Below are 18,138 nucleotides of genomic sequence, written 5' to 3'. Positions count from 1 at the left end.
ATGCGTATGATACTGGTGCCCATGTGCGGGGTTTAACTCAGAAACAGATGATTTGGCATGGTATACTAAACATGACAAGCAAAGGAGTGGCTGTTATGACAGAGCTAATACACCGTGACATTTTAAAAAAACATGGGCTGAGAGTAACTGGCCAACGTCTCGCCATTCTAGACTACCTCATGACCCATGAAACTCACCCCACCGCGGAAATGATCCACCGTGATTTATCAGAGATTAGTTTAGCTACAATCTACAACACTTTAGAACGCCTAGTAGCGGCTGGCATCGTCATCGCAATTGATACCTTAAATGATGGTAAACGTCACTTTGATTACTACGGCCAGCCACACTATCATATTATCAATACCCAAACAAATGCCATTATTGATGCGGAAAACTTTGATGTCGGACCACTACTTGAAGCTGCCCGACAAGCTAGTGCCTTAAATATTACTGGTTTTCACATCGAAGTGTATGGTATTGCGCCTGAAGACGCCAAATAAAGCAAAACCCCCTAAGCTGAATCACTTAGGGGGTTTTGTCTTATTTGGCTAATCGTGCTGCCTCAATTATAAAATTCGTTGGTTGATTAAAGTACGGATAGAAGAAAAAGTCTGATACTTTTATTTCATCTATCGTCACTTCTTTCTGTATTGCCAAAGATAGCAAATATAATACACCAGCTTGATCCGCTTCAGAACAAACTTGTGCCCCGATCAGACGACGATTCTGAGCATGATAAACCAATCGTAATCGCACCCGATGGTTTTCTGGCATAAAAGTCGGTTTTTGCCAATCTTCATAGTCAACATACTGATAGTCGATACCGTACAGTTCAGCTTCATTAACCGTGACACCAGTTGAGAACAAATTAAGGCCGTAAACAGTCACGGCATTCGTCCTCTGTGTACCACTAGATGAGATCGGTTCGCCAATAATATTTTGCGCTGCAACATACGCACCACGCATAGCATCAGAAACCGAGAAATTGACAACAAGTTCGTGCAATACATTTGAATACGATGTCGCACAATCACCAACAGCATAAACATCAGGTTCTGAGGTTTGTTGTTTATCATTTACAATGTAAGCCCCATTTGTATAGAGATCTAAATGCTCACGCCCTAACGCTGTATTAGGTAAGAAGCCCATCGTTAAAATAACCATATCAGTCTCGTAAGTGTCGTATGGTGTTGTCAGTTGCTTCACTGCCCCATTTTCGCCACTGTAAGCAATCACTTCTTCATCCAAATGAATTTGAACTCCCACATCACGTAGACGCGCTTCAACACGTTCACCAAACGGTTCGTCGTAATGTGACATCATCATATGTGATTTCGCCTCAAAAATTCGAACGTTTTTGCCACGAGATCTAATGGCTTCAGCAATTTCAACCCCAATATAACCACCACCAATAATGGCTACGTCCTTAACATCATCAGAAGCTAAATGTCGCTCAACTTCTAAGCCCTCTTGCAAATTTTTAATTTGATAAATCCCTTGGAGTTCATGGCCAGCAATTCCTAAGCTAACCTGCTCGGCACCAGTTGCTAAAACTAATTTATCATACGTGAGCTGTTGTTGGCCTTGTGAATTGTTAATCAGCACTTGCTTGTGTTTAAAATCAATTTTTTCAACGGTTGTTTCGGCGTAAAGCCGGGTGAGATGTTGCTTAATTTCAGCAACGTCCTTATTGAAAAAGGCTTGATACGAACGACCTGGCTGGCTTAAAAAATGGGCGTGCCACAACCAAGATACCCGATATCTTTATTTTTATCGATTATGGTAATGTCAAAATCTTTACCACTTTGATATAAGTTTTGTGCAACTGTTAGACCAGCATTACTTGCACCAATGATCATAATCTTTTCTGTACACATTTCTTTATCCCCATTTTATATCGGTAGTAAACATACATATACGCAACTATTATATAAAAATATTGATATATCGTTGGCTAATTTGCACCTAAAATTATGCATAGTTTTTCATGAGATATTACCAAAAAATAATTAACCTATTATCACGCACACCAATAAAAAAAGAGTCTTTCGACTCTTCTTTCTTAAACCAAATGACTAGATTTCTTTGTCATCCTTCTTTTTCTTAGCAAAGGCAAAGATTCCTAATAGACCAGTCATAATAGATGCACCGACGGCAGTTAAGGCATTATTTTGCTTTTCACCAGTTTGTGGTAATTCTGGCGCCTTAACTTTTTCAACTTGAGGCGCAGTTTTAACTGGTGTTGCCTTTGGTGTTTCTGACGTAACGTCGACTGTTTTCGGCGTTTCTGGTGTCACATCTACTGTCTTTGGTGTTGGTGTTTCAACCTTGTTGTAAACAATTGGTGTATCTTCACCTGGATTTTCTGGTGTAACACTTGGTACTTCTGGTGTCATACCTGGAATTTCTGGCGTATTCGTTACGATAACCTTAGTTGGATCGTTAGGATCGTTTCTGTATTGTGGTGTTGGTGCATCTGGAATTGGGTTTCCTGATGGATCAACCGGTACAATCTTACCAATTTGCTTATAAACAACCGTATTCACAATATCTTGTTGTTGTGCTACTTCACCTGGTACACTCTTGCGGTCAGTATAGTAGCCCTTAATAGGGTCAACTTTGACATCAGAATACTTATCAATATCAGAATGCCATGCTTCATCTGGATTCAAGATTTCACCAGTAGCCTTATCGACAATCAATGTTCGTGTCCAAGTTGATGTTTGAACGTTATCATCGTGTAGTTTATTACCGTTTTCATCTACAAAATGAACCGTTGACGTATATTGTTTTGTGTAGCTATCCTTAGCTGGCCACTTTGGTCCATTTGGATCGTTTGGATTGATTGGTGTTCCTGGTTCATGTGGATCATTTGGCCCAACTGGTGCAGTATCATGATCCAATTTAACGATAAAGATTTGTTCGACATCATCATTATCATCATAAACCGGTGTGCCTGCTTCAGCGAAACCATCTTCAACTAAGCGATAACCCTTGTCACGCCATTCATCAATTCGAGGTGTTGTAGAGTAGTCAATCTTCTCACCAGACTTACCTGTAACTGTATCAGTTTCAAGTGTCTTACCAGTCTTTGTATCAACATAAACAATCTTAGCCGTTTGTAGTTGCTTTTCAGGTACTACTGGTACATAAGTAACTGGTGTATCTTCACCTGGTTGGTTTGGTGTAATAGCAGGTACTTCTGGATTCATACCTGGAATTGATGGTACTGGTTGGTTTGGTGTTGTCTTGGTTGGATCTGTTGGATCATTTGGATATTGTGGTGTTGGTGCATCTGGAATTGGGTTTCCTGATGGATCAACTGGGATGATCTTACCCAACTTTGCGTACGTGAATGTTACTGTCACGTCTTCATCACCAAATGTACCTTCGACATTTGATGGTACCGCTGTCAAGTAGTAACCTTCAATTACCTTAGCATCACCTGTGACATTATACTTGTCGTTCTTAACGTATTCTGTACCCTTCACAACTGGTGCTTCCAGTTCGTTACCAGCTTCATCAACGAAGCGTTCTGTCAAGCTGTGCTTGTTCATTTCGTAGACAACTGGTGTGTCCTTACCAGGGTTTTCTGGTGTAACACTTGGTACTTGTGGTGTCATACCTGGGATTTCTGGTACTGGTTGGTTTGGTGTTGTCTTAGTTGGGTTTGTTGGATCATTTGGATATTGTGGTGTTGGCGCATCTGGAATTGGGTTTCCTGATGGGTCAACTGGAATGATCTTACCCAACTTGGCGTACGTGAATGTTACTGTCACGTTGTCATCACCAAATGTTCCTTCGGCATTTGATGGTACTGCTGTCAAGTAGTAACCGTCAATCACCTTAGCATCACCTGTGACGTTGTACTTGTCGTTCTTAACGTATTCTGTACCCTTCACAACAGTTGAAGAAATTTCTTGACCTGCTTCGTCAACGAAACGTTCTGTCAAGCTGTGCTTGTTCATTTCGTAGACAACTGGTGTGTCCTTACCAGGGTTTTCTGGTGTCACCACTGGTGTTTGTGGTGTCATACCTGGGATTTCTGGTACTGGTTGATTTGGCGTTGTCTTCGTTGGATCTGTTGGATCATTTGGATATTGTGGTGTTGGTGCATCTGGAATTGGATTTCCTGATGGGTCAACTGGCACAATCTTACCCATTGGCTTATAAACAACTTTATCAGTGATGTTCTCTTGAACTGTTGGCTTTGCTGGTACTTCTGGTTGATCAGCATAGTATCCTGGCACAACAGGTACGTTTACCTCATCATAAGTTGGCTTATCCGGTGTCCAAGGTTCTGCTGGATTTAGAACATCGCCAGTCACCTTATCGACACTTAGTGTCCGTGTCCAAGTTGATGTTTGCACATCATCATCTAGACCAGGAATCTTATTACCTTGATCATCTACAAATTCAACTGTTGACGTATAATCCTTAGTGTATTGGTCTTGAGTTGGCCACTTTGGTCCATCAGGATCGTTAGGGTTAACCGGTGTACCTGGTTCATGTGGATTATTTGGTCCAACAGGTGCAATATCATGTTCAAGTGTCACATAGTATGTCTGTGGTTCATCACCAAACGTTGCATTGGTTGGCACACCATCGCTTACCAACTTGTAACCCTTATCAATAAAGCTTTGAATTTTATCAGCCGTTGAATAATCCAAAGCTGTACCAGGCTTACCTTCAAGATCATCAGTTGCTAAGATCTTGTTATTTTCTGACTTATCTTGATAAATGATTGTGACAGGTTGATTTTGAATTTCCTTCTGATAAACAACAACTGTCTCATAGTTTGCAGGCATCGTTACTGCCCCACCATTATTCAAGTAAGCTTCAGATAACTTGCCATTTGAAATAACGGCATCTTCAGGAATGTCCAATGTTGCGTGCACTGTTGCTGCATCACCACCAACAACAACCCCATTAGCAGTCGTTGATTGGATACTTGCTGTGTAACCCGCAATTTCTGGTGTCGTTACCGCATCATAAGCTGTTTGAGTATTAACCCCTTCAGCCACTTGCCAACCTGAATCTTGCGCAACCACATAAAGGTTCTTGATGTAGTTCAAAGTTTCATCTGCTGAATGAGTGGCCGCATAAGACTTAACCGTTTCAATTTGATCAGCCGTCAAATCAAGTGTGATATCACGTGTCATGTCAACAGTTTGTGTAACTGTTGGTGCCGCTTCTGTGCCATCTTCGTAAACATACTTGATGATGTTTTGGTGTTGTCCAGCAGCTTGGATTTCAGTGCTGTGTGGGAACCAGATTTGGTGGCTAGCACGCATCGTTGAAATACCATAGTATGGTACCGTACCCTTAGCGGTTGGTGATGTTTGGTTATCCTTAATATAATTTGCAAGAACATCGGCTGTTAAGCCAACACCTTCAATTGATGAATCACTGTTGGCACCGTTATTCCAAATATCTTTAGCAGCAAATCCTTCTTTGTCAAATTCGACTGCGTCAACATTTAACCAAATCTGTTATGCACCATCAGACTTGATTTGTTGATAAACCACGTAATTCGTACCACCAATCGTAAGCACATCCTTGGTGCCACCCATATAAATTAAGTTGGCAGTGTAGGCCGCACTTGTTGAATTAATATCCGTACCACCAACTGGCATCCAACCTGTTGTTGCACCGCCAGCTGAATAGCCTTGTAGGTTCAAATAAAGTGGATCTTGAATATCGATCACTGAATTAGGTGTTCCTAATGGGAAAGAAATCAATTCGGCATAGAAGTTCGTGTTATCGTCACGAATATCAACCACAGCACCCTTCTTAGACGTAAAGGCTGCATTAGTCTTTGAATTCCGTGAATCTAATGAAACAACATCATCCCAAGGATTGTCGCCACGACCCGTCAAAATCACACGGAACGTTGCATATTCATCAACTGTAATGTTACCACCTTCATTGACTCCGATATAGTTATAGCCATCATAACTACCAGACGTCCCCGTCTTACCGTTTGATTCAAACAACGTATTTGAGTGCTTAGAAATCACAATGTTAGAATTATTCGCCAGATCCAATGCTACACCACGACCTTGGTTTTGGAAGTGGACATTTGAGTATTCACCAGATGTAAAGTTGGCGTTATTTCCGAGAATAAAGCCATCACGACCAGTAAAGTTGAATTGTGAATAATCGCCAAACGTTACTGCTGTTGGGCCAGCATTACGTGATTGTGACGTACCATAGCCGCCAAAACGATCAGCAGCAGTTACACCGATACCTGGACGATCAGCGCCAATTGACACAGCTTGACCAATACTTGTATTCATGTTCACAACGGCGTTACGACCTGTTAAGAAGTTTCCACCACTTAACATGAAGATACCAGCATCGTGGTAACGGGCACTTTCTGTCCCATTATCGGTATTAAGGTTAACCGTCATTGTGGCATTGTCACCAACTTGAACAGTGGCACCATCTGGCAAGTTGATGCCATCCCCAATTGCTGAGCGGTTCAATGTAAAGTTAGCCCCGTTGGCAACTGTAACAGACTTGGCACCCCAAATGTTAGCCCCGTTACCGTTTGCACTGTAAGTCTTAGCTGTTGGCTTGCTTGAAGTTGAAACGGTTGATGTTGTTGTCCCATCAATTACAACTGCTGCATTACCGCTACCACCATATAGTGACGCACCTGAATGGGTCACATCTTTAAAGGTTACCGTACTTGTGTTTGAACTGTTGTTAAAAGTAACTGCACCATTGGCACTAGCTGTCTTCAAAATCAAGTTTTCAAACGCCAGTTGCATCGTGCCATTAACAGTTAATGGCGTTGAACCAAAATCAATACTTGCATTTTGATCTGCGCCCTTAATGACAACAGTGCGGTCATTCCCTTCAACTGTCCCAGTCCCCATTGCGTTGATTGTTCCATCAACAGTGATTGTTTGATAGTATGGGTTATTTAACGCATTAATCAAACCAGTCCAGTTGTTAACAGTTGTCGTCGTACTTGTATCCGCAGTTGCTGCGGCACGTAGCGTTGCAACTGGTGCAGCTGCTTGCGTGTTGGCAGCAGTACTTGCAGGCGTTGTTGTCTTTTCAGCTACTGCTTGAGTTGCTTGGTCAGCAGTATTTACTGTGTTATCAACTGTGGCTTGATTGGTCACAGTTGCTTGCTTTTCAGTTGCTGTTTGATCAGCAGTATTTGCATCGTCAGCTGCTGCTTGGTCAGCAACAGTTGATTGCATTTCAGTTGATTTTAAATCGTTATTATTGGATAATGTAGAATCGGTAATTGATTTTTTATCAAGATTATTAGCTACTGTTGCATTGTTGGCTGAATTGTCAGCTTGCGCAACGTTTGACATTTTGGCCGCACTAGAATCAGCATTATCCGTTGTGGCCGTTGACGTTGCATTGTCAAACTTTAATACCCGATCATTTGTGTTTGTTGCATTTTGATCAGTTTGTTGTGTGACCCCTGCCTGCTTATCAGCGAGTTGCTCATCAGAAGCACTTGCACTCGTTGTCGAACCAAGGAAGAAAGTGGCCCCCACCAGAACGGAGGCGACACCAACACTTAACTTTTTGATCTTATATTTGGAAACTTTTGTCGCAGATTTCCGTAAATGTAAGATCTTGTTATTTTTTGATACCATACGTACACTCCTTTTTCTAAATTGATATCGAACTTACGAAAAAAGTATAGTATAAAAAAAATTATGCTGAAATGTACATTTCAGCATAATTTGTATAAAACATTTAATAATAAATTTTATAATTTGGGTTTTTTCAAGTCCCCGTATTTTCAACACATTACGGCAAATAATATTGGAATTTTTCAAATCGATATAACAATTTATAAGGAGATGTTGCCATATTATATTTACTTTATTAGTTTATTGTCAAAGGAGTCTTAATCAATTATGAATGGCGTAAAAATGATTAAGTCTTTGCACATTACGCTTAGACTACCGATTATCATTTTCGATGAGAATCTAGAGATCGTTGAAGAATATCATTCAAATCGCACAACCGTCCTGTTTAGTGACTATGAAAATATTTTACATGATGCACTCGCATCACACGAACTATTTAACTTTATCAGCGGCAAACTAAACGATATGTTCTTACTCTATAATTTTGAGCAATACCATATTTTGTTCGGTCCATTCAAATGCAACTATATTGATAAAAAATTCTTTATCAGAAAAATGAAAAAGCTCAAAGTCAGTCCACGCGATCAAGACACGCTTTTTCAGTATCTAGAAGATCTCCCACTTTTTTCAACGAGTGAATTACGGGATATTTTGATGCTTGTTCATTACTTCTTTACGGGTGAAGTCAAAGATTTGATGACAGATAAAGTCCATCTTGATGTGAAACAATACACCACTGAAATTACTGATCAGCGCATTGAATACCTGATTTCACAAAATTTTGATGCCAATAAGTATCTTTATTTGTATGAACATAAAATACTTGATTACGTTCGGAATGGTGAAGTAAATAAATTACGAGATATGGTCTTTAAACTTAGTAATGGTGTTATTCCAACAGTCACCGGTGATACTTTACGTTCAGAAAAAAAATATTCAAACATCGTGTTCGAAAAACTATCGCAAACTGGTATTGAATGCGGAATGGATATTATCACAGCCTACAGTAGTCGTGATTTATTTATTAAAAAAACTGAATTAACGACCACTTTAGATGAAATTCTACAGGTTCGTGATGCAGCCATCGTGTATTATACAAATAAGATTCATGAGATCTCATCAAAACACTTGTCACCATTCATCACCTCTATCATTCAGTATATTAATGCAAATGTTTATCGTCCCATCAAAGTAAAAGAGTTAGCACGTCAGTTTAATATTAGTGAGTCCAAATTACGGACACTTTTTAAGTCCGAACTAGATTCAACAGTCCAAGATTTTATCACCAATCGCAAACTTGCGGAAGCCAAACTCATGATCAACTCCAATATTCCAACAGGCGAAATTGCCTATACGTTAGGCTTTACAGATGCTTCCCATTTTTCACGCGTCTTTAAAAAATTTGTGGGTCAGACCCCAAAACAGTACCAACAAGCACTGGCAGTAGCTGTAGTTGAATAGTTTTCGCTTGGTAGTGATTTAAGTGTTGTATTGCTTTTCAATCAACATGTCATATCATACTCAAACTTAATCATAACAAAAGCCCGTTAAGTTAAACGTTATCGTTAACTTAACGGGCTTTTGTTATATTTTTACATCGTCGGCTTTTTGATTACAAATTAGCGTTCATAATCTTGGCTACGGCTGCATGAATCTTTTCTAAATAAATACCTTGTTCTTCTTCAGATTGGGCATACTTATCAGCATCCACACTTTGATCAGCCACAACCACGGCATCAGCCATTAGTTGCGTCGCTTCGGCATACTTCGTGTACGCCGTTGCCAGTGACTTGTGCACGCCTAACAAACGTACCGGTGCTGAAGCAGCATTTAATTGTGCCGCATTGGCCTTGTAGTTTGCCACCGCATCTTCGAATTCGGCTTTAATTTCAGCAAATTCTGCAGCAGGAATATCAGCAATTTGACCTGCTTCCTTGGCATCATCTAACTTTGTAAAGAAAGGTGAAACGCGTGTTGCAGTATCTTCCGTATTCGTCAAAACATTTTGCAATGTTTGAATATAAATTTGGGCTTGTTTTGGATTAAATTTTGGCAATGTCTCTTATCCTTTTTTGAAAATTTTTCGCTGTACTAATTTTACCAGTTCAACGATCAGAATGATACTAATTCCAGCAACTAAGACAACTGCCCATTGGTAAGCATCCAAATGCGACACGTGGAAGATTGGGTTCAACGGTGGGATCACGACAACTGCCACCATCACAGCCAATGAGCCAACCAAGGCCCAGTTGAATAACTTATTGCGGAAAGCTTGTGGGCCTAACATTGAGCCATAAACTGACTTCACGTTAATCGCGTTAAACATTTGCATCAAACCAAGTGTCATAAATGACATGGTTAGGGCATCTTGGTGCGCCGCTGTTTCACCGGCATGAACAGGATAAGCCAATGAGAAGCCGTAAACTGATAACACGATTACAGCTTGTAAAATACCTTGCCAAATAATGGCTGGGCCAACACCACCCGACAAGAAGCTAGCACCACGACCACGTGGTTTTTTCGTCATCGCATCTTTTTGCGCTGGTTCAAGACCTAAGGCAATCGCTGGTAAGGTATCAGTCACCAAGTTAATCCACAAAATCATAATTGGTGCGAGAATTTCCCAGCCGAGCAACGTCATCACAAAGATTGAAATCACTTCGGCTAAGTTAGATGCCAACAAATACTGTAGCGCTTTTTGAATATTGGCAAAGACTTTACGGCCTTCTTCAACCGCATGCACAATTGTGGCAAAGTTATCATCAGCCAAGACCATATCCGAAGCGCCCTTAGACACTTCAGTTCCGGTAATCCCCATGGCAATACCGATATCAGCGGCTTTCAGTGCTGGGGCATCGTTGACACCATCCCCAGTCATGGCCACCACCTTGCCCTTCTTCTGCCAAGCCGTCACGATTCGAACCTTGTGTTCTGGTGCTACACGAGCATAAACACTATAACGGTCAACTTTATCCGCGAATTCAGCATCACTCATGTTATCCAAGTCAGAACCCGAGATAACGGCCTTATCCATATCCGCTTCATCTAAGATACCCAAACGCATCGCAATCGCTGCCGCTGTATCACGGTGATCACCCGTAATCATGATTGGGCGAATACCGGCCATTTTAGCTTCCGCCACGGCTTGAGACACTTCCGGACGTTCAGGGTCAATCATCCCCACAAAGCCTGTAAAGACAAGATCATTTTCGACAGCATCCGGATCCATCACCGGTGGAATCGTATCAGATAATTTATAAGCAAAACCTAAGACACGTAGGGCTTGCATGGCTAATTCAGAATTAATCGCCAACAATTTTTCACGAATTGCTGGTGTCAATGGGACAATTTCACCATGCATTTCAATTTGTGTTGCACGCTTTAGTAATTCATCCGGTGCACCCTTAACCGTAATAATGTAACCTTGTGGTGCAGGATGTATGGTTGTCATAAGCTTACGTTCCGAATCAAACGGAATTTCAGCAACACGCGGCATTTTGGCAAACAACTTATCCAAATCACGCTGATGATTCTCATTAAACGCAATTAATGCCGTTTCAGTTGGGTCACCAACATAACCATTATCCGTACGTTTTGTATCATTATTTAACGCTAAAATATCAGCTAGTCGTGCGTAAGTGCCTGTTAGTTCTTCTGTCGTTGCCGCATCGGAAATTTCAGCATTCACAACCAACTTTTCAACTGTCATCTTGTTTTGCGTTAACGTACCCGTTTTGTCAGAACCAATAATATCAGTTGATCCCAGTGTTTCCACTGCTGGCAACTTACGAATTAAGGCTTGACGGGTTGCCATTCGGGTCGTTCCCAACGCCAACGTAATCGTCACAATCGCTGGTAGCCCTTCCGGAATCGCCGCAACTGCCAATGAAATTGACGTGAGCAGCATGTTTAGAATTGTTTCTTTACCACGCAACAGTCCCACAACAAACGTGATGGCTGCAATTGCCAAAATCAAATAGGTCAAGACACGACCAAGTTGGATCAAATTATCTTGCAAAGGCGTGCGTGTTTCTGCAGCTGCGTCTAACATCCCAGCAATATGACCAATTTCAGTCTGCATACCGGTGTGCACGACAATCCCAACACCACGACCATACGTGACGTTAGTGTTCATGAAAGCTAAGTTTTTGCGATCACCTAATGGCAAGTCAGTCGCCTTTAAAGTAGCCGCAATTTTATCAACTGGTACAGACTCACCAGTCAATGAGGCTTCTTCAATTTGCAATGAGGCTGATTCCATCAACCGCAGATCAGCCGGTACAATATCGCCGGCTTCCAAACGCACAATGTCACCAACTACCAAGTCTGTTGACTTGATAACCATGTCTTTGCCGTCACGAATAACATTCGCATTCGGCGTCGACATTTCTTTTAACGCATTAATCGCGTCTTCAGCCTTCGCTTCTTGAAAAACACCAAAAACGGCGTTAATAATCACGATTGCCAAAATGAAACTCGCATCAACCATTTCGCCAGTAAAGCCAGCAACAATCGCTGCAATTAACAAAATGGCAATCATCAAATCTTTAAATTGATTGATAAATTTTTGTAGCAATGACGTGCTGGTCGCTTCTTTTAACTGATTTGGACCATTTTCAGCCAAACGCTTGGCAGCCTCTTGTGTGCTTAACCCTTGCTGCCCATCCGTATTCAACTCGGCAATGATGGTCGTCACCTCTTGGTTATATAGTGGCTTATCTGCCATATTTCTCCTCCTAGGCTTTGTGCCTTCATCCCTGCGTCTCACCTAAAAAAGAAGACCCACATAAACAACACTATGCACCGGCACGAGTTGTTTACATGAGTCTCACCATTTAAGACAATACCGGAACGACTTGTTCGATATAAGTAAGATCTTTAACCTTACTCGCTTTGACGGTATTGTCGCGGAAAATCCGCCAGTTACTCCCTCAGGAATGATTATACCTTTATTCTAACAAAGGGACGCCTATGACGCAAGTTACCGACGGTGCACTATGAGACAGAATTTAATGTCTTTTACCCTGAAAATAGCGTAAAATAGAATGATAAAAATCATTGGAAGGATGCACGCAACGATCACTGTCATTGGCAGTTATAATTGCGTGCCGCTTTATTTTATGTCAAAAAAACCGACTCATCCGATTCATGAGCGTCTCTATATCGCACTCCTTTTAGCAGCTAATTCTGGCTTTGTCGATGCCTATACCTTTCAATATCACGGCGAGCGTTTTGCCAGCTTACAAACAGGTAATATTATTCAAGCCGGCTTCTTACTGGCCAAAGGGCAATTTACTGCCGCACAAAGCTTTATTTTACCCATTATTTTTTTCGTATTAGGCGCTGCTTTTAACGGTATTCTCAAACGGGAATTCAAGATTGGGAAACTCTCGCAACAACAACACAGCCTACTTGTCGAAACTTTTGGCGTCTTGCTCGTTGTGTGCTTGAGTCCTTATATCTCAAGTACCCTTTATATCACGTTACTGTCCTTCTTTTTAGCTATCCAATTAGACGCTTTTCCTAAGGTTAAAGGTTTGCCCTTTACCAGTGTGATGTCAACTGGTAATCTCCGCAATGTTGGCGCTAACCTGATGACTTTCTTTTACACCAAAGACCGGCAAGCCCGGCACGACGCGTGGTTGTTTGCCCTCATTGTCTTAGCCTTTTTGGTTGGCGCGTTTGTCTCAACTTGCTTTGTGTACCTCTTTGATCATTACACGTTGATTGGCTCTAGCGTGATTTTACTCACGATTTTCACATTACTTTTTGATTTTTCAAAAAAAGGTGTTGACAAATATTAAACCAGTGCGTATTATAAAACTTAACGATTTTAGAAATAAACAAGTTGAACAGAAAAGTAGCACTTGAGCAAAGCCCAGAAAGCTAATGGTTGATGAAAATTAGCGTGCGTGAGATTGTGAAAATGACCTGTGATTGGTGTCGGCGAATTGGTTTACCATTTAGTCGGCAACGGTTTGGCCCTCGTTACTGGGCACACCATTCGGCTAGGATCATCTCCCGATGCCCGATGGTTAGTGAGCAAGTCAATAGTAATATTGACCGACAACTCAGAATGGTAACGCGCTTTTTTAGCCGCTTCTGTATTTAGGTATACAGAGGCGGTTTTTTTGTCCCTATTAGACTGATCTGTCTTTTCTAAAATCACATCATTCATGACAACATTTGGGAGAATAACACATGAGTAAAGTAAAAAATTGGTTAATTGGTGGTGCCGCAATTGTGGCCATTGGCGGCATTGGCTACGCCAGTTTTGGTAAGCCAGCCCAACAGACTGACGGCAAAGTGGTCACTGTCGGTATTATGTCTGGTTCCAAGCAAGATAGCCAAATTTGGCAATCAGTGGCTAAAACAGCCAAAAAGGATTACGGCATTACCTTGAAATTCAAAGAATTTTCAGATTATAACCAACCAAACAAAGCCCTTGCCAATGGCGACATTGATATTAACGCCTTTCAACATTATGCATTCCTTGATGCTTCTAACAAAGCAACGGGTAACAAGATCGTCGCACTTGGTGACACGGTTATTTCACCAATTCGTTTGTATAGTAATACCTATAAAAATGTCTCAGATTTCAAATCTGGCGATACGATTGTCGTGCCTAACGATGCGTCAAATGAAAGTCGTGCCCTCTACATTTTGAAGGCCGCCGGCCTCATTGATTTGAAGCCAGGTCTGAAAACAGCAACTGTCAAGGACATTACTAAGAATCCAAAAGACTTAAAAATTAAGGAATTAGCCGCTGACCAAACAGCGCGTGCGTTATCAGATGTGCAAGGTGCCGTGGTTAACGGGACTTACGCTGATACTGCTGGTCTGGATTATAAGAAGGCCATTTTCGTTGAACCCATCAACAAAGATTCTCATCAATGGGTCAACATTATCGCCGTTAATGCAAAAGATAAGAACAAACAAGCCCTCAAAGATGTTGTTAAGGCTTACCAAACACAAACCACAAAAGCTGTTATCGATAAGGTTTATGACGGCGCCGAACTCGCCGCTTGGGGAAAAGATTTCTCTAAGTAAAGTTTGATCAGTAACGATTGGTTTACTGATCTGAGCGTCACATCAGTTAGCATGGGACGTTCAGATCAGCGAATAATTCGCTAACCATCCACCCCCGTTATAAAGGAGATTGTCACATGAGTCAAAAAAAGAATTGGATTATTGGCGGTGTTGCTGTTGCAGCCATTGCCGTAGGTGCTTACTTTAGTTTTGGTGGTCACAGCAAAGAAACGGCCAACAAAACGGTCACAATTGGTGTCATGGCTGGTGACAAGAACGAGGACGAAATTTGGCAATCGGTCAAGGAAACCGCCAAGAAGAAGTACGGTATCACCTTAAAGACCAAGAAGTTCACGGATTATCTCCAACCTAACAAGGCCTTGTCTGCTGGAGAAATTGACTTGAACGCTTTCCAAAACTACCCTTACTTGGCAAACTGGAATAAGCAATATAAAACAGATATTGTCGCAATTGGTGACACTTGGACGACACCACTGCGCATTTATTCAGATAAGTATAAGCAAGTTAGTGATATTCAAGATGGTGACCAAATCACCATTGCCAACGATCCAACAAACGAAAACCGTGGTCTCCATTTGTTGGCCGATGCTGGTCTTATCAAGCTCAAAGATACGACCCAAGCCACACCAAAAGACATTATTTCAAATCCAAAGCATTTGAAGATCACCCCAGTTGATGGCTCACAAACAGCAGCATCCCTAAAAGATCCTCAAGTTGGCGCTGCGGTCGTCAACACCAACTATGCCAAGTCAGCACACTTGAACATTGATTCAGCCATTTTCGTTGAAAGTTTGAATAAGAATTCTGAACAATACTTCAACTTTATCGCGGCCAACAAAAAGGATAAAGATAAGCAAATCCTCAAGGACGTGGTCAAGTCATTGCAAACTGAGAAAACAAAAGAATTAGTGAAAAAGTACTACGGTAATGCCGAAATTACCGTTTGGGATTACAAGAAGTAACCACAAATCATCACCATCTGTAAGCTTGCTTACAGGTACATATGTTTAACGGGAGAACACATATGACAATCCGACAAGACTACCTCACTTTACTTGAAGAACTTGTGGCCATTCCGAGTGTTTCCGCTCAGGCAGCGTCACTACCCGAAGCAGCCACAACGATTGCCAACGCTTTTCGCCAACTTGGTGCTAAAGTAACCTACGATGACACCTATTTTGCCCCCTTTGTACTGGCTGAATTCACCAGTGACCAACCCGATGCCAAGACCCTTGTGATTTATAACCACTATGATGTCCAACCCGCCGAACCACTTGACCTGTGGACGACGGCGCCTTGGACATTGTCAGCACGGGATGGTAAACTATATGGCCGCGGTGTTGACGACGATAAAGGCAATTTAACTGCGCGTCTAGCGGCAGTTGCCGAGTATTTAAAAGAAAATGACCAAACCTTACCGGTTAATATCATCTTTATCGTCGAAGGCGCCGAAGAAACTGCCTCACAACACTTACCAGAATATTTGGCAAAACATGCCAACACCATCGCGGCTGATTTAGTGCTTTGGGAATCTGGTGGTAAAAATGCGGACGACATTGTCGAAATTTATGGCGGGAATAAAGGCATTGTGACCTTTGAATTAACCGCTAACACAGCAGATAGCGACTTACACTCATCATTGTCGGCTGTTGTTGACTCGGCCCCTATCCGCTTATCACAAGCCATTGCCGCTTTATTTGACCAACAAGGCAATATTGCCGTACCGCATTTTTATGATGAAGTCATCGCACCAAACGCACGTGAAAAGGCTTTAATTGGCCAGTTACCTTTAACACGAGAAGATTTAGTGGCACAACACGGCTTAAAAGTGCCACTTTATACAGACCGTAACGGCCAAGATTTAAAAGAAACCTTGTATTTCCAACCAACCCTTAATGTCCAAGGCATCATCTCAGGGTATAATGATAAAGGTGTTAAAACTGTCTTACCTGCGACTGCCACAGCTAAATTAGAAGCGCGCTTAGTCCCCAATATGTCGCCTGACATCACGTTACAACGCATTGCTGATCATTTGACTGCACAAGGTTTTGCGGATATTGCCGTTACCAAAACACTAGGGTTAGCTGGTTATCGCAGCGATATGTCTGACCCAGAAATTCAACGGGTCATCTCTGTGGCCAAAGCTTATTATCAGGTAGAACCCGTGGTCATGCCGACATCACCTGGCACGGGTCCAATGGCAACGATTTATGCGGCTTTGCAGGCCCCAATTGCCAGCCTTGGCGTTGGTTATGCCAATAACCTCGACCATGCGCCAAACGAGCATATTCGTTTGGTTGATTATGACCAACATATTGATGCCGTCAAAGCTTTAATTAAGAGTTATCAAGCATCTCAACTAAAGGAGTAAATGAATGAGTCAACCCATTATTGCATTAGACAATATTACTGTCGCTTTCCATCAAAAAAAACGGACGATTACTGCGGTAAACAACGTCTCTGTCCATGTTGAACGGGGGGACGTTTACGGCATTGTTGGTTATTCAGGTGCTGGTAAATCAACATTAGTACGTGTCATTAACCTTCTACAAGAACCAACCAGTGGTTCTGTGGTCGTCAACGGTGAAGTTTTCTTTCAAAGTGATGATAAGACCGGTAAAATTACCCGTATTTCTAGCCAAAAACTCCGTGATCGCCGACGCAAAATTGGCATGATTTTCCAACATTTCAACTTGCTAAACGAACGCACGGTAACAGAAAACGTGGCGTTTGCCCTCCAACACAGCCCACTATCTGAAAAAGAAAAAGCTAAAAAAGTGGCTGAGCTCCTTGAATTGGTTGACTTATCTGATCGCGCGCAACAATATCCATCACAATTGTCTGGTGGTCAAAAGCAACGTGTGGCCATCGCCCGCGCTTTGGCCAATGATCCTGAAATTTTAATTTCCGATGAAGCCACTTCGGCACTGGATCCCAAGACAACGAATCAAATTTTGGCCTTGCTCAAAAAGCTCAACCAAGAATTTGGTTTGACAATTGTGCTCATCACCCACGAAATGCAGGCCGTCAAAGAAATCGCCAATAAAGTCGCGGTCATGCAAAATGGTGAAATCATTGAACATGGCTCACTGTTAGATATCTTTGCCCAACCAAAGGAACAATTAACAAAAGAATTCATCGAAACGGCGACGAACATTGATAAGGCGATTGAGACAGTTACAGCTCAACCCATGGTACAAAACTTACAACCCAACGAAATCTTTGTCCGCTTGTCCTATGTCGGCGAGACAACCGATGAACCACTTATCGCTGGGCTTTTCCGTGATTTCAATGTGACGGCCAATATTTTGTACGGTAACATCGAAGTCTTACAAGATACACCGGTTGGCTCACTACTGGTGATTCTATCAGGAACCTCTGAACAAATTAAAGCATCGATTTCAACCTTAGCTGATCATCACGTTGAAGTCGAAATCCTTAAAGGAGGGCAATAATC

13 protein-coding genes are annotated in these 18,138 nt (G+C 41.8%); 7 read left to right on the top strand and 6 right to left on the bottom strand.

All coding sequences use genetic code 11. From position 1 onward, the window contains the following. Nucleotides 1-95 precede the first annotated feature (95 nt). The gene (locus tag A9176_RS04210) at nucleotides 96-503 is read left to right on the top strand and encodes a Fur family transcriptional regulator (protein WP_029509585.1); all 408 of its coding nucleotides are present in this window, start codon (nucleotides 96-98) and stop codon (nucleotides 501-503) included. A 40-nt stretch (nucleotides 504-543) separates the two neighbouring features. Here the strand turns inward: A9176_RS04210 and A9176_RS04205 are convergent, their stop codons facing one another. From A9176_RS04205 to A9176_RS04195, 4 genes are all read right to left on the bottom strand, one after another. Further along, a complete protein-coding gene (locus A9176_RS04205) occupies nucleotides 544-1,749 on the bottom strand; it encodes an FAD-dependent oxidoreductase (protein ID WP_077282192.1) in 1,206 nt (401 codons plus the stop codon). Next, nucleotides 1,728-1,880 carry an NAD(P)-binding protein gene (locus A9176_RS08725; RefSeq protein ID WP_157093695.1) on the bottom strand — a complete coding sequence of 51 codons (153 nt, stop codon included), beginning with the start codon at nucleotides 1,878-1,880 and terminating at the stop codon, nucleotides 1,728-1,730. The genes A9176_RS04205 and A9176_RS08725 overlap by 22 nt, the downstream gene beginning before the upstream one ends. Before the next feature lie 198 nt (nucleotides 1,881-2,078). Next, entirely contained in the window at nucleotides 2,079-5,297 is a 3,219-nt protein-coding gene (locus A9176_RS04200) for a mucin-binding protein (RefSeq protein ID WP_077282191.1), read from the bottom strand. Between the two features lie 198 nt (nucleotides 5,298-5,495). Beyond that, nucleotides 5,496-7,631, bottom strand: a complete 2,136-nt coding sequence (locus A9176_RS04195) for a pectate lyase-like adhesive domain-containing protein (RefSeq protein ID WP_077282190.1) — start codon at nucleotides 7,629-7,631, stop codon at nucleotides 5,496-5,498. Nucleotides 7,632-7,898: 267 nt separating this feature from the next. Between A9176_RS04195 and A9176_RS04190 the strand changes: the two genes are divergently transcribed. Further along, the gene (locus A9176_RS04190; protein ID WP_077282189.1) at nucleotides 7,899-9,092 is read left to right on the top strand and encodes a YSIRK-targeted surface antigen transcriptional regulator; all 1,194 of its coding nucleotides are present in this window, start codon (nucleotides 7,899-7,901) and stop codon (nucleotides 9,090-9,092) included. Between the two features lie 151 nt (nucleotides 9,093-9,243). Here the strand turns inward: A9176_RS04190 and A9176_RS04185 are convergent, their stop codons facing one another. Together A9176_RS04185 and A9176_RS04180 are read right to left on the bottom strand one after the other, a co-directional pair. Beyond that, nucleotides 9,244-9,687, bottom strand: coding sequence for a hypothetical protein (locus A9176_RS04185; protein ID WP_029509582.1), 444 nt, complete (start codon nucleotides 9,685-9,687; stop codon nucleotides 9,244-9,246). 6 nt (nucleotides 9,688-9,693) lie between these two features. Beyond that, complete coding sequence (locus A9176_RS04180; RefSeq protein ID WP_077282188.1) at nucleotides 9,694-12,357, bottom strand: cation-translocating P-type ATPase; 2,664 nt, start codon at nucleotides 12,355-12,357, stop codon at nucleotides 9,694-9,696. A gap of 394 nt (nucleotides 12,358-12,751) precedes the next feature. On the opposite strand from A9176_RS04180, the gene A9176_RS04175 reads away from it, so the two are divergent. The 5 genes from A9176_RS04175 (at nucleotide 12,752) to A9176_RS04155 (ending at nucleotide 18,136) form a co-directional block, all read left to right on the top strand. Next, nucleotides 12,752-13,435 carry a YoaK family protein gene (locus tag A9176_RS04175; protein ID WP_077283234.1) on the top strand — a complete coding sequence of 228 codons (684 nt, stop codon included), beginning with the start codon at nucleotides 12,752-12,754 and terminating at the stop codon, nucleotides 13,433-13,435. A 397-nt stretch (nucleotides 13,436-13,832) separates the two neighbouring features. After that, the gene (locus tag A9176_RS04170; RefSeq protein WP_077282187.1) at nucleotides 13,833-14,681 is read left to right on the top strand and encodes a MetQ/NlpA family ABC transporter substrate-binding protein; all 849 of its coding nucleotides are present in this window, start codon (nucleotides 13,833-13,835) and stop codon (nucleotides 14,679-14,681) included. Nucleotides 14,682-14,797: 116 nt separating this feature from the next. Then, the gene (locus tag A9176_RS04165; RefSeq protein WP_077282186.1) at nucleotides 14,798-15,643 is read left to right on the top strand and encodes a MetQ/NlpA family ABC transporter substrate-binding protein; all 846 of its coding nucleotides are present in this window, start codon (nucleotides 14,798-14,800) and stop codon (nucleotides 15,641-15,643) included. 62 nt (nucleotides 15,644-15,705) lie between these two features. Further along, nucleotides 15,706-17,052, top strand: a complete 1,347-nt coding sequence (locus A9176_RS04160) for a M20/M25/M40 family metallo-hydrolase (RefSeq protein ID WP_077282185.1) — start codon at nucleotides 15,706-15,708, stop codon at nucleotides 17,050-17,052. Between the two features lie 4 nt (nucleotides 17,053-17,056). Beyond that, nucleotides 17,057-18,136: a methionine ABC transporter ATP-binding protein gene (locus tag A9176_RS04155; RefSeq protein WP_077282184.1), complete on the top strand. Its 1,080-nt coding sequence runs from the start codon at nucleotides 17,057-17,059 to the stop codon at nucleotides 18,134-18,136. The last annotated feature ends 2 nt before the right edge of the window (nucleotides 18,137-18,138 follow it).

The sequence above is a fragment of the Leuconostoc garlicum genome, assembly GCF_001998805.1.
In the GTDB taxonomy this organism is placed as follows: domain Bacteria; phylum Bacillota; class Bacilli; order Lactobacillales; family Lactobacillaceae; genus Leuconostoc; species Leuconostoc lactis.
Note: the sequence above shows the minus strand (reverse complement) of the source record. Positions and strands in the feature narration are given on the sequence as shown.